Annotated in this window: 12 protein-coding genes; 1 reads left to right on the top strand and 11 read right to left on the bottom strand. The window is 59.0% G+C overall.

Annotation, left to right across the window (positions count from 1 at the left end):
* Positions 1–126: 126 nt before the first annotated feature.
* From ABLU50_RS17700 to ABLU50_RS17665, 8 genes are all read right to left on the bottom strand, one after another.
* Complete coding sequence (locus ABLU50_RS17700) at positions 127–1,137, bottom strand: SIS domain-containing protein (RefSeq protein WP_004886453.1); 1,011 nt, start codon at positions 1,135–1,137, stop codon at positions 127–129.
* Between the two features lie 17 nt (positions 1,138–1,154).
* A complete protein-coding gene (locus tag ABLU50_RS17695; protein WP_087832665.1) occupies positions 1,155–2,216 on the bottom strand; it encodes an SIS domain-containing protein in 1,062 nt (353 codons plus the stop codon).
* Positions 2,217–2,228: 12 nt separating this feature from the next.
* A complete protein-coding gene (locus ABLU50_RS17690) occupies positions 2,229–3,080 on the bottom strand; it encodes a PTS system mannose/fructose/sorbose family transporter subunit IID (protein WP_043522309.1) in 852 nt (283 codons plus the stop codon).
* Positions 3,058–3,837 carry a PTS mannose/fructose/sorbose/N-acetylgalactosamine transporter subunit IIC gene (locus ABLU50_RS17685; protein ID WP_004886445.1) on the bottom strand — a complete coding sequence of 260 codons (780 nt, stop codon included), beginning with the start codon at positions 3,835–3,837 and terminating at the stop codon, positions 3,058–3,060. Before ABLU50_RS17685 ends, ABLU50_RS17690 begins: the two co-directional genes overlap by 23 nt.
* A gap of 16 nt (positions 3,838–3,853) precedes the next feature.
* Complete coding sequence (locus tag ABLU50_RS17680) at positions 3,854–4,324, bottom strand: PTS sugar transporter subunit IIB (RefSeq protein WP_057216704.1); 471 nt, start codon at positions 4,322–4,324, stop codon at positions 3,854–3,856.
* 14 nt (positions 4,325–4,338) lie between these two features.
* Entirely contained in the window at positions 4,339–4,761 is a 423-nt protein-coding gene (locus tag ABLU50_RS17675) for a PTS sugar transporter subunit IIA (RefSeq protein WP_348864904.1), read from the bottom strand.
* Positions 4,762–4,860: 99 nt separating this feature from the next.
* Entirely contained in the window at positions 4,861–7,626 is a 2,766-nt protein-coding gene (locus ABLU50_RS17670) for a sigma-54-dependent transcriptional regulator (protein ID WP_087832664.1), read from the bottom strand.
* 99 nt (positions 7,627–7,725) lie between these two features.
* On the bottom strand, positions 7,726–8,556 hold the full coding sequence (locus ABLU50_RS17665) for a GNAT family N-acetyltransferase (RefSeq protein WP_087832663.1): 831 nt from the start codon (positions 8,554–8,556) through the stop codon (positions 7,726–7,728).
* Positions 8,557–8,588: 32 nt separating this feature from the next.
* Between ABLU50_RS17665 and ABLU50_RS17660 the strand changes: the two genes are divergently transcribed.
* Positions 8,589–9,122, top strand: coding sequence for a GNAT family N-acetyltransferase (locus ABLU50_RS17660; RefSeq protein ID WP_004886433.1), 534 nt, complete (start codon positions 8,589–8,591; stop codon positions 9,120–9,122).
* A 29-nt stretch (positions 9,123–9,151) separates the two neighbouring features.
* Here ABLU50_RS17660 and ABLU50_RS17655 read toward each other — a convergent pair whose 3' ends face one another.
* Genes ABLU50_RS17655 through ABLU50_RS17645 form a run of 3 tightly spaced genes read right to left on the bottom strand, consistent with a single transcriptional unit; the run spans position 9,152 to position 13,395 of the window.
* The gene (locus ABLU50_RS17655; protein ID WP_064151052.1) at positions 9,152–10,162 is read right to left on the bottom strand and encodes an Ldh family oxidoreductase; all 1,011 of its coding nucleotides are present in this window, start codon (positions 10,160–10,162) and stop codon (positions 9,152–9,154) included.
* Positions 10,163–10,173: 11 nt separating this feature from the next.
* A complete protein-coding gene (locus ABLU50_RS17650; RefSeq protein WP_087832662.1) occupies positions 10,174–11,775 on the bottom strand; it encodes an APC family permease in 1,602 nt (533 codons plus the stop codon).
* Positions 11,776–11,790: 15 nt separating this feature from the next.
* Positions 11,791–13,395, bottom strand: a complete 1,605-nt coding sequence (locus ABLU50_RS17645; RefSeq protein ID WP_323084022.1) for an aldehyde dehydrogenase (NADP(+)) — start codon at positions 13,393–13,395, stop codon at positions 11,791–11,793.
* Positions 13,396–13,402: the final 7 nt, after the last annotated feature.

The following is a 13,402-nucleotide window of genomic DNA, read 5'->3' as shown; positions in this document are numbered from 1 at the left end:
CCTGAAAGAGAAGGAAAGCCGGACTCTACCACCGGTTTTTACCCGGCTGGATTTGACGATGATTTTCTGGGAAGCGCCTCGGAGAATAGCGGAGCGGCCAGTCTGACTGGCCGCCATGGGCAAGATTTAGTAATCAAACTGCCGGTAATAACGGCGGATATTCAGGTCGTGGCCGGTATGGTGCTCAAAGTGGGCCGCCAGCCGGTCCACCAGCAGAGTGGACACCACGCACGGCGCCATAATCCAGCGGAACGCATCATCAATGCCGTTCAGCGGATAGTCGCGTGGGTCGATCACCACCAGATGGTCAGTTATCTTTTCGGCAAAGCGTTCGACGCGCTCGTCCAGCGCCCGGCATTTCCCCTCGCCCTTCACCAGAAACAACGGGACCTCTTTTTCCAGCAGCTCCAGGGTGCCGTGGAAAAATTCAGCCGAGCTTACCGACTTCGTCCGCTTCCACTGCATCTCTTCGAGAATACACATCGAGAACAGGTAGACCTCACCCCACATTTCCGCGCCGCCAATCCACATCATATAGTCGCTGTCATGGTATTGCGCGGCAATGCTGTCCGCCTGAGGATCGAACTGGCGCTTGGCCTCTAGCAGATTTTCCGGCAGCAATTCCAGCTGGCTGGCAAAACGCGCATATTCAGCAAACTCACCATGACGATAAATGACGCGGAAGAATAACCAGTACAGCAGCATATATTCATATTCCACGCCGTTCTTGTGGCACATCGGAATATGCCAGCTGGCGGCGGCAGCCAATGGCGAATCGGCATGACGGGTAATGGCTACCACGCGTATCCCCTGCGCCTTGCACCATTCGGCAATGGCCACCGACTCTTTGGTATCGCCGGATTTAGAGAGCGTGACGACAACCGCCTCTTTATTTAATTTTTTATGCCCGCGATGGATTAATTCCGCCGCCTGCTCAAGATAAACCGGTACGCTGGTTAATTCTTTGGCAAACTCATTAATAGCCATCATCGGGGCCAGGGAACCGCCAACCGAGGCAAAAAATAATGCGCTGCAGCCGCTGTCATAAATAGCGTCGGCCACGGTTTCAGCCTGTTTACGCGCAGCGATGATCTCGCGAGCACTGGTCAGGTACTCGTCCTGATTAAAACCCAACATAGTTTTCTCCTGAATAATCAGATTTTACTTTTTAAGACGCGGTCAAAATCGTCGAAAATACGTTTAGCCAGATCGATGCCTTTCAGTCCTGCGGTATGCCAGGCGAGCATCTGCACTGGGACAATCAGCAACAGCGGCGCCAGGTGATGCTCGCACGGGCAGTTTAGCGCCAGCGTTTGTTCATCCTCTTCGTCGCTCAACGTCAGGATAAAGGCCCGGGCAATGGACGGCGCCATATAGTCGCGCAGCGCCCGGGTTCGCCCGTCCGGCGTATCTTCAATAAACAGCATCACATGGCGGGCATTGGCTTCCAGATAGGGGCCGTGCATATAGGCTTCCAGCTCAAAGCCGCTGGAAGGCACGCGCACCGTTTCGGTAAATTTGGTTTCGAACTCCTTCGCCACGCCAACCAGCGCGCCGTAGCCGGTAGCGACAAAGCGCTCACCTCCCCGCAGCGCTTCGCTATGCTTGTCGATAAAACATGCGGTGCGGGCGATAACTTCCGGGATCGCCGCCGCCAGCCGCTGGAATTCGGCAAGATAGTGCTGCTCCTCGACTTCGCTGGCCTTCCCCTGGCTGCGGGCAATCATCAGCGCCATCAGCAGCAGATTCAGCACTGTCGCGCTAAAGCCGCGGGTGACAAACCCTACGCTCTCGATCCCGGTATTGATATCGAGAACGCCATCGCAAGCGCGGGCTATCGGGCTTTGCGGGTCGGAGGTCAGGGAAAATACCGGCAGTCCTGAGGCCTGTACCTTACGCATCGCCTCCAGCGTCGACGCGCTTTTTCCGCTCTGTGAAATCGCCACCACCAGATCAGTATGCGGGTCGATAGCTTCGTAATGGGTAAAGTTGTACGGCTCTTTAATGTCAACCAGCACGCCGAAGCGTTGTTCAAAGAAATAGCGCGCGCACAGCGCGGCGTTCAGCGACGATCCGGTCGCCAGCAGCAAAATTCGGCGTACCGGGTGCTGGCGGGCAAAGGTCTCAATCGCCGCCAGCTTTTGCCGGTAGTCGCGCAGGATCTGCGCCAGACAGGCCGGCTCTTCGCTGATATAGGTCATCATTGTTGGTTGCATAGCTCACTCCCGTTAAAACAATCCGATCCACGAACCCAGAATGCCCACCACCGCCATTCCGCCGATAATAGAGAGCGGTTTAACCTTGCGCCCAAGCAGCCAGTAGACGATGCCGAAACTCACCAGCGGCAGCATGCAGGGCAGAATGTCGTTGATGATGTCCTGCACCTGGGTTTTGGCCTCCCCGGCGCCAAAGGAGACAGGGATGGTGATATCGATCATTGAGGCGGTCATCGCCCCGACCACCATCAGGCCGATAATCGATGCCCCGTAGGTCAGGCTCTCCATCATTCCGCTCTTCTGGATCCGCTGCAGGACGCCGGTGCCCAGCACGTAGCCCCAGCGGGTAAAGCACCAGCGCGCCAGAATGTGCGGCACGTTAAATACCAGCAGAAACAGGATTGGCCCGAGAATATTGCCTTTTAGCGCCAGGCTGGTGCCGATACCGGTGGCGATCAGGCGCAGCGTCCCCCAGAAAAAGGAATCTCCCAGCCCGGCCAGCGGCCCCATCAGCGAAGCTTTGACGTTATCAATGGCATTGGCATCCATATTTTTCTGCTGGCTATTTTTCTCCTCCATCGCCGTGGTGATCCCCAGCAGCAGGGTGACGATATGCGGCGTGGTATTGAAGAACACCAGATGGCGTTTCAACGCCCCGGCCAGCTCCTCTTTGCGCGGATAGAGCTTCTTCAGCACCGGGATCAGCGCGTAAACAAAGGCGAGATTCATCTGTCGCTCATAGTTCCACGAGAACTCCATCTGGAAGGAGCGCCAGAACACCCGGCGTAAGTCACGCGGCGTAATTCGCGTTTCTTCCTGCTCCTGCGGCTGCAGGGTCTCTTCAGAAATCATCTTCGTCGTCATCGCTGACTCCTTGTTCTGTCGTGGTACGAGGTGCGCTAAATGCGGTGACGTTAACCATCACCACCGCCACGATGGCGCCGAGAATGGCGATACCGGTCACCGGGATTTTCAAATAGGCCATCAATACAAAGCCGAGGAAAAAGTACGGCGCCACTTTCTTGTTAATCAGCAACCTGGCGAGCATCGCGAAGCCGAGAGCCGGAATGATCCCGGTGGCCACGCTGAGTCCGTGTTTGATAAATTCCGGGATCGCATCGAGCAGAGATTTCACCGCGTTGCTGCCCACCAGGAATGAGACGGTCACCACCGTGGCAAGCATCAGCGACAGGCCGAATCCGGCGATCAAATGCATCCGCTCAATGCCGCGCGTATCCGCCCGTTCCGCATAGCCGTCCGCTTTCTGGCTGAGCAACGGAATGAACATCCCCAGATAAACGTTTTTCAGGATCAGGGTCAGGGTGGCGATAGGCAGACCGAGCAACAGCGCCGTTTCCGTGCCCGCGCCGGAGGTGATGGCGAACGCCACGCCGAGAATACCGCCGGTCACCACGTCGGGCGGGATCGAGGCGCCAACGGAGAACGATCCGATAAACGCCAGCTCTAGCGTCGCGCCCATGATGACGCCGGTCTGCACATCCCCCAGCACCAGACCGGTCAGCAGCCCGGTGACGATAGGCCGGGAAATCAGCGACGTCCCTAAGGCATATTCCGATTGCGCGATAAACGCCACCAGACCCAGTAAGAGAGCCTCTACCATAATCTGTCCTCCGGAATTACACGCATTCCGTAAAAAGCTGTTTGCGATCGTTCGGGACCTGGCGAATTTCCACCTCGACGCCTTTGCCCACCAGTTGTTGCAACTGCTCTATTTCCTCCGGCAGTAAATTAATCGCCTTAGAAATATTTTTACTGCCCTCTTTGGCCTTAATCCCACCGAGATTAATACTTTTTATTTCCTCAACGGCGCTGGCAATACGCCAGGCGTCATTGACCGATTCCACAACAATAAATAAATTATATTTATCGGTAACCCCGCTTTTTATCGCTTCAATAGAATCATTTATATTTTTAATCACCAGCTTTACCGAGGGTGGTTTAGCAAGCTTAATGGTGGTTTTCCGAAGTTCATCCTCAGGGACACTGTCGTTGGCGATTAAAATACAATCGGCACCGACATATTGGGTCCAGGAAAAGGCTACCTGGCCGTGAAGTAATCGATGGTCAATCCTTAATAACGTAATCATCATGCATCCTCATTTCAGAAGTCTTTATCCATAGTCATCGCCCCGGCAATACTCTGATTGCAGTACTGAATGCTCTCTTTGGCGTTGATTAATGATTCAGAAATTAATTTTTCGGTATTCTCTTCCGCTGCAGAAATAAGCAGGTCAATAATTAACGGTAGATTTAACCCAGACAATAAATGGAAATGTGGGCGCGATAAAAAACGCACAAACTCATTATTGACGCTACCGGCGAAAATATCCGTAATCACTATCAGCTCATCCTGCGCCGGGAAACGCGCCAGCAGCGCCTCCACCTGCTGCGTCAGATCGACCTCCTCTTCTACATAGGCGCACAGAGTATGAATATCCGGCTGTTTACCGAGGATCAGCTCCACAGAGTTCAACAAACCGTTAGCAAAGGTGCCGTGGCTGGCAAAAATATAGTGTCGTTTCATCCTTACCTCGAAAGCGCATTCCACTGCTTTCTTGATTGCAACCGACGTGCCAGAAACAGTGGCGCGTCGGCTAACGTAAGGACAAAAGGGAGAGAAGCGTTAAAACTCTTGATCTTCCTGAATAAATTCCGTTTCCCGCGTCAGGATGTCGTGAATGTAATAGAGCTCGACAACGGGAATTTTGACACTATATCCGCTCTCTATGACACTAAAGGCCTCGCGCAGCGTAGCCAGCTCGCGATCCGGACACTGCCTTCCCAAATAATGGGTTGGGGAAGCGTGGCGAATTAACCGCTCTATCAGACAGCTGATGTGCACATACAGCGCCACCTTACGTTCGTTGGGCACCTCGTACCCGGCCAGATGCTCATAGCGCAGCAAAAACTGTTCAACCTGGTTAATCACCTTCGCGGTATCAAGGATCGTCACCGACTCAATCACTCGCCGCAGCGAGAAGTTTTTCAGGATCAGGTTGTTGATCTCGCTAACCTGCTCCGCCGTCGCCAGTTCGCCGAAGATACGCATCAGCGGGCGACTTCCTTCGCCGGAAATCAGCGAATCCAGCGAGATCCACGGGAGATCGGCAAGATGCGGATCGAGGGTGCCGACGATCGCCAGCACCTCGTAGCGGCTGAGCATCGGCTCCCGCCGCGCAGGATCGGCAAGGGTCTCCACATCGCAGGCCACAATATCAACGCCCAGCGCTTCAGGGATACTGGCTTTTAACAGCGCCGACAGGTTCGCCGCCGCGCCCAGGCCGGTGGCGCAGGTGGTCAAAATCGCCCGCGGTTTATCGGTCTGCGGGTAATAGAGCTGGTGCTCAACCGCCAAATCATCGCCGATCTCGCGGACGATATCTTCCAGCATATCGCCGTGCAAAATCCGCTCGCCGACGTACATCGCCATGCCGGTGGAGACATTGTTAATAATCGCCACCGGCGTGTTCAGACGACGATTAAAATGGCTGTGAATAGCGTTCAGGGATCCCATATCGACCAAAATGATCAGCCCTGACGCCAGCGCGTGGCGCTCAATGTAGGCCATCACCTGATTAGCGATAGCCTCCGGCGTCACATCGAGCGGCATGTCGAATGACTCAAACAGCGGGCTTTTCAGCAAGCGGTTCGCCACGCTGGCGATGCTGCTGGCGGTGGCGTAACCGTGAGCGAGAATAATCGCCCGGGTCACCTGCTGCTGGCTAATAGCGCCGTTTTTCTGGAACCACAGCACCAGCAACAGCAGGTCAATACGTTGGGGCTCAATATCCAGTTTCAGCGCCAGCGCGTCGAGGATCGCTTCGCAAAAGCGATACAGCAGCGGGAATTTGTTTGCCAGAAAATCCGCCAGCAGACGGATTTTCTCATTGCTCATCGTGGACGGCGCCTGACGGGATCGATGGATCAGGTAGTGGCTCAGGGCGTAAAGACAGTTACCGTTAAACTGGATATTGAAGCGTTTTTCCAGGCGATAATACTCCTCCCGCACCTGATGGGCGATCAGCAGCAACATCTGCGAGCTACTGGCATCCTGGTTATCAAAGATCAGCCGATCGAAGAGGATTTCAATCTCCTCCCCCATGCTTCTTTGCGCCTCTTCCCAGACCGTTTTTTTATTCAGCACCGCTTCATGCAGCGCCAAAATCCGACACTGAACGTCATAGATCAGCCCCTGAACCGGGTCGCGCGCCCGCAGCAGCCAGACCAGGCTGGTCTGCGGCTCGATTAGCAGCGGCTCCTGCTGGCCCATCGCTTCACTGAGCGCCGGCGTCGCCGCCATGATCGTTTCCGGCAGATCGTGCAGCGTCACGGTCAGCATCTCGCTGCCCGGAGACCTGGCCCAGGCTGATGCCACGGCGTACTTCACCACATTCTTCAGTTCGCCGACGTTGCCCCGATAAACGTACTGCGTCAGGACCTGCAAAAGCCGCGGCGTTAGCTGCAGCCGGGCGGCCAGCGTCCGGGCCTCCTGCCAGAAAAACTGCAGCGTTAGCGCCTCCTTCTCCTCGCGGCTGCGGTGTTGAAGATCGGGCAAGCTGACCAGGATCGGGATACGACGAAGAAAGGTGGTCAGAAAAGTGCTGTGAATCTCTTCGGTGGTGGCAAACACCAGCCGCAGCGAAATCGGCAGGCCTTGAGCGGTCTCCCCCACCCGGTAGATCTCCTTGCGATCCAGCCAGGTGAACAGCTTCTCCTGCCCCTGAGCATCCAGGCGGTGGACCTCGTCGAGAAACAGCATCCCGCCGTTTGCCGCCTCGAACGCCCCGGCTTTATCGCTCTGCGCGCCGGTAAACGCGCCTTTGACGTAGCCGAACAGGTTGGCGGCCAGCAGCTCCGGATTACTGGCATACTGCGCGCAGTTGAAGCTCACGAAGGGCGCATCAGGCGCCAGCAGGCCCTGGGCGATCGCGAACTCGTGCATCAGCTCCGCCATATAGCTTTTACCGGTCCCGCTGTCGCCGGTGATCAGCAGCGGTAGCCCGCCGTTGGGATAAAATAGCGCGGTTTTCATCTGCTCAATCGGTTTACGCAGGCTGCCGTCATGGCCGGTCAGCAACGAAAAATGGTCCGCCTGTTCCGGCTGGCGGTCACTCTCCGCGAGCAGTTCCGCCATGCTGGCGTACTCGCTGCGGGAAAGGGGGAAGAACTGCTGGCAGAAGGCTTTTTTATGCAGGAAATAGACCGGCCGGGTATTGATCTTCACCAGCACGTCCTGGGCGACCAGCTGATTGAGATAATGGCTGGCGGTATTTCTTTGCATCGCGAAACGCTGAGCCAGCCAGCTGGCGGTGAACACTTCGCTCAGGTTATCCGGATCGAAAAAATCGGTCTGATTTTGCAAAAAAGCCAACAGTTCCGTTTTACGCATTACATCCCCCTCGTCGCCATTACGAAGAGATATGATGCGGCAAAAGAGAGGCCTATCGGCGCCCCGTGCTGTTTTTTGCGGCCCAGCGCACACTCCCGCTTAAGCGAACTTCGCTGCGTTCAACTCCATCGTCATTTCATACTGCTGCAGCGATAGCGGTGAATATCCCGCCGCGGCAAACAGCGGCGTAAAGGTTTCCGGGACCGTCACCGAAGTGCCGATACCCGGGAACTGCTGCGCCAGCGCCATCAGCAGCGCCCGTGCCAGCCCCTGACGACGGGCGGCGGGTTCAACCCATAAAAACTGCAGTACAGGCCGTGAACCCGAGGTGCCCAGTACCGCGAAGGCGCGCTGTTCCAGCGTCACGACGCGGCATGGCAGGGTGGCGAAGGTAAGCGGATCCATCAGCCAGGGGAGCTGACTGTTACTCTCCTCAACGGCGCGTCTAAGCAGCACCAGGGTGGGATAAGGCTGTAACACGCCTGGCGCCGCAGCCTGAGGCTCTGCGCTCAGGTAGCCGCAGAGCCCATAGCGCCGCGTAAAGCCTAACGACTGATACAGCGCGACGGCCACATGGTTATCGCGGATCACCTCCAGGGAAACCGCCTCGATCTCCTGCTGCTGCAGAAGCATGAGCTGCTCCTGCATCAATTTCCGTGCAAGACCTTTGCCGCGCCAGGCCGGACGCAGGGCAAAGGCCGCCAGGCGAGCCATATTCCCCCGACGCGCGACGATCGCGATCGCCGCCGGTTCATCTCCGGCCAACCAGACACGGGAATCGATCAGGCTCATCCCCTCGGCGCTAAAGCGCTGAACAAATCCCTCCACCGACTGGGTCACCGGTACCAGATAGTCTGCAAAACAGGCGTTAAGAATATCCGTTAACTGCACGCTGCTGAACTGCGTGGCGGGAACGGCGGTCAGCTCCATACATTTCTCCCGAAGGCTGCTATGCTGAGGTGATGAAAACTAACACTATAACTGCCGGCGCCGGATTACGCCTGACCGAGGAGAGTGATATCGCCCTTCTGCCGGCCATTGAACGTTCCGCCGCTCAGGCTTTTCGTCAGATCCCCGCTCTCGCCTGGCTGGCGGACAGCGAGGTGATTAGCGTTGCGCGCCATCATGATTATCTGGAAACGGAACATAGTCTGCTGGCGGTGGCCGCCGGGCAACCGGTGGGTTTTATTCTGACCGAACCGCTCGACGATGCCTTATTTATCGTTGAAGTCGCCGTACACCAGGCCTGGCAGCATCAGGGCATCGGGCGGATGCTGCTGGAGCAGGTTATCGACGGCGCCCGGCAAATGGCTTACCCGGCGGTGACCCTCACCACCTTCCGCGACGTGCCGTGGAATGCGCCGTTTTATACCCGTCTGGGATTCGCCATGCTCGATGAACTGACCCTGCCCGCCGGGCTGGCGGCGAAAAGAGAACAGGAGACCCGGCACGGCCTGCCGCCGGAGACGCGCTGCGCCATGCGCCTGGCGCTCTGATGTTCGGCCCCACCGCGCTCTGCGCTTTGCTACGGCCGCAAGGCGCAAATCTCATCATATAAGGCGCGGCTGATAGCCACTCCCTGCTGCTCACTCTGCTGGCGACAGGCGAACCGCCGCTCGCCCGGTAACCGTGCCCCTTGCTCCTGCATCCCGCTGAACAGGGTTTCGGCGCGCGCCAGCTGCTCTTGTGCCTGCTCGCCGAGAAAGCGCTGCGGATCCAGCGCCAGAATCAGCTCTCCGCCGTAGGGTAAACCGCCCGCGCCGTTATCCCACGCCAGCGATTCGGCGCTGGTCATATCGCCGATAAGCGGCCCGGCCAGCAGCTCAACCATTGCCGCCAGCGCCGAGCCCTTATGGCCGCCGAAGGTTAACATCGCGCCGTTCAGCACCTCTGTGGCATCGGTGGTCGGCTGCCCCTGGCTGTCGATTCCCCACCCTTCCGGTAGCGCTTTGCCGGCGCGCTGATGCAACTGGATCTCGCCGCGCGCCGCGGCGCTGGTCGCCATATCAACAATAAACGGCGGCTTGTCCCGCCGCGGCCAGCCAAAGGCGATAGGGTTGGTGCCGAACAGCGGACGGGTGCCGCCCGCCGGGGCGACCCAGGCGTGGCTTGGCGTACAGGCTAGCCCCACCAGCCCTGCCTCGGTCAACGGCTCAATATCGGCAAACAGCGCGGAAAAATGGACGCAGCGGTTAATCGCCAGCGCCGCAATGCCGCTGTGCCGCGCTTTCTCCAGCAGCAGCGGCAACGCGCGCTCGTAGGCCAGCAGCGAAAAGGCGCCCCCTGCATCCGCCCGCACAATCGCCGGCGCCTGGTCGTGGATCTGCGGCTCGGCATCAGGCGATACCTTACCTTTACGTAAGGTATCGACAATGCCCAACAGCCGCCACAGGCCGTGGGAAGCGCAGCCGTCACGCTCCCCGGCAGCCACGTTACGGGCGATGGCCGCCGCGTGGTCGGCGCTGAATCCATTGGCGCTGAGCACCGCCAGCGCCAGGTCATAAGCTTCTGGTAACGATAGAGTTACCGACTCCATACTGTTCTCCTTTACTCTTCTTCGTCTCCGCTAAAATTAGCCTGCGGCAGACAGCTGCGCGCGCCCCAGTAATAAATCCCCAGCGACATTGCCGCCACCAGCACCGTATCCCAGGGGTGACCAATAACATTAAGCCCGCCGAAGCTGCCCAGCCAGGAAAAGAGGATAATCAACGCATAAAAAGCGATCAGCCACAGCGAAGACTTCACCTGCTGCGTCAGACTCACGGTATGTTCCGGCACCTTGCCTTTGCACATCACGTACACCACAAACATCACGATCTGCAGCCCCAGCAGCCACGAGAGCGTATTCCAGCCGGACCAGTAGACAATCAGCGCCGAGACCATAAACGATACCGGGCCGATGATGGCGAAGGCGCGCACGCGGAACGGCCGCGGCAGATCCGGGGCGTTGCGGCGCAGCCCGGCGGCGGTCACCGGGGCGATGGCGTAGCTCAGCACCAGGGCAGCCGACACCACGCTAATTAACTGTTCCCATGAGGGGAATGGCAGCGTCCAGAAAATCGACAGCCCGAAGGTCAGCCACAGCGCCGGGCGCGGAATACCGGACGCTTTATCGATATGGGTAAAGGCTTTAAAAAAGGTGCCCGCCTTCGCCCAGCCGTAGATCACCCGCGGCGTCGCGTTCATGTAGATATTGCCGGTGCCGCTCGGGGAGATGATCGCATCGCTAATGACCATAAAGGCCAGCCAGCCCATGCCGAGGGTAATGGCGATATCGCGATACGGCAGCGAGAACTGTTTGCTCACCTCGGCCCAACCGCCGGCCAGCATCTCGGTGGGGATACTGCCAAGGAACGCCAGCTGCAGCAGCACGTAGATAATCGTTGACAGCACCACTGATAAAATCAACGCAATAGGGATAGTCCGCTGCGGCTTTTGCACTTCGCTGGCCACCGAGATAATCGGCGTCAGTCCCAGATAGGCGAAGATAATCCCTCCGGCGCTGATCGCCGCTTCCACCCCGGACACACCGAACGGCGCAATGCCCTGCGCGTGCAGGTTCTCCGGTTTAAAGAAGGCGAACAGCGTCACCACCACCAGCAGCGGCACCAGAAACTTGAGCACGCTGATGAAGTTGTTCGAGCGGGCGAAGGTCTTGACGCTGTAGTAATTCAGCGCAAAGAAGAAACAGAGCAGCAGGAACTGCACTACCCACCCCAGCAGCGTCGGCGAGCTGGAGCCCGGCTGGGTCAGCACCGGAAACCAGGCCGCGGCGTATTGCCGGGCGGCGACGATTTCTATCGAGATCAGGCTGGAGAAGGCGATCAGGGTGATGAACCCCAGCAGATAGCCCATCAGCTCGCCGTGGGAAAAGACCGGGTAGCGGATAATGCCGCCGGCGCGCGGCAGCGCCGCCCCCAGCTCACAGTAGACAATCCCCAGCAGCAGTACCGCAAAGCCGCCGATCACCCACGACGCGATCCCGGCCGGACCGGCAATGGATGCGACGTGGCTGGCGGCGAATAACCATCCCGAGCCGAAAATCGCGCCCAGGCCGATAAAGGTGAGGTCGGTCAGGGTCAGCTGTTTTTTAAACTTACCCGACTCAGCAACGCGGGTTTGACTGTTATGCGTAGTGTGAATGGTCATGGTGATGCCCTTGCGTCAATGAGAGGAGGAAATCGCTTCCCGGGTCCACTGGCCGTTGACCAGGCGCAGCAGGTTCAAAGGGTTCGCATCCTGCAGCGCCGGCGGTAACAGGGCGGCCGGCGCATTCTGCAGGCAGACCGGGCGCAGAAAACGCTCAATCGCCCGGCTACCGACCGACGTCCCGCGCGCATCGGTCGTCGCCGGCCACGGGCCGCCGTGGACCATCGCATCGCACACTTCCACGCCGGTGGGATAACCGTTAAACAGCACCCGTCCGGCCTTCTCGCACAGCAGCGGTAGCAGGTTCGCCGCCAGCGGGCCGTCGTCCGCTTCCGCGTGTAGCGTCGCGGTGAGCTGTCCCTGCAGCGCTTTCACCACCGCCTGTAGCTGGACCGCGTCGTCCACTTCCACCAGCAACGATAGCGGGCCGAAAACTTCGGTCTGCAGCAGCGTATCCTGCGCCAGCAGATCCTCGACCTGAGCCTGCCACAGCTGGGTTTGCGCCTGCCCGGCGCCGGCGGCGAGGCCGCTCGCCAGCCTCTCGATACGCGGGTGCGCCGCCAGGGCCGCCACGCCCTGGCGGTAGTGCTGGAGGGTCGGCGCATTGAGCAACACCTGCGGCGCAGAGCCCGCTACCGCCGCGCACAGCGCCGACTTAAAGCGTTCCAGCCCGGCGCCGCGCAGCGCCAGAATCAGCCCCGGACGGGTACAGAACTGGCCGCCGCCGAGGGTGAATGACGCCACCAGCTCGTTCGCCAGCGCCTCGGCCCGCGTCTGCAGCGCCTGCGGTAGAATAATCAGCGGGTTAATCGCCGACATTTCAGCAAACAGCGGGATTGGCTGCGAACGCTGCTGCGCCAGTTGATACAGCGCCTTACCGCCGGCCAGTGAGCCGGTAAAGCCAACGGCCTGAATCGCCGGATGGCGGACTAATTCGGCGCCGATATCAGTCCCGAAAATCATATTGAAGACGCCGCCGGGTAACCCGCATCGCGTGACCGCCCGGACGATCGCTTCAGCGGTCAGCTCGGCGGTGGCCATATGGCCCGGATGGGCCTTCACCACCACCGGGCAGCCCGCCGCCAGCGCCGAGGAGGTATCGCCGCCGGCGGTGGAAAAGGCCAACGGAAAGTTGCTGGCGCCAAACACCGCCACCGGCCCTAACGCCTGCTGATACTGGCGCAGGTCCGGTCGCGGCAGCGGTTGACGGTCGGCTAAGGCGGTATCAATACGGACGGCGAAGGTATCCCCGCGCTGGATCACGCCAGCAAACATCCGCAGCTGGCCGCTGGTGCGCGCCCGCTCGCCCTGCAGCCGCGCCAGCGGCAGCGCGGTCTCCTGTTCGGCGAGTGCAAAAAACGCTTCCCCCAGCGCGTCCAGCTCATCGGCAATGGCGCAGAGAAAGCGCGCCCGCTGCTGCGGCGTGGTTTGTGAATAAACGGCAAACGCCTGCTGTGCCGCCTCCGCGGCCTGGGCGGCCTCCTCGCGTGAAGCCGGATAAAAGCGATGGCCGGTGGCTTCCCCATCCACCGCCCGCAGGCTCAATAGCGTCGCCTCGCCGCTGGCAACGCGGCGGCCGGCAATAAACTGCCGTCCCGCTATGGTCTGAGATGCATTCATACTGACT

The sequence above is a fragment of the Klebsiella sp. GG_Kp173 genome (assembly GCF_040062415.1).
Classification (GTDB): Bacteria; Pseudomonadota; Gammaproteobacteria; order Enterobacterales; family Enterobacteriaceae; genus Klebsiella; species Klebsiella quasipneumoniae.
This window is presented reverse-complemented; position numbering and strand designations above follow the sequence as displayed.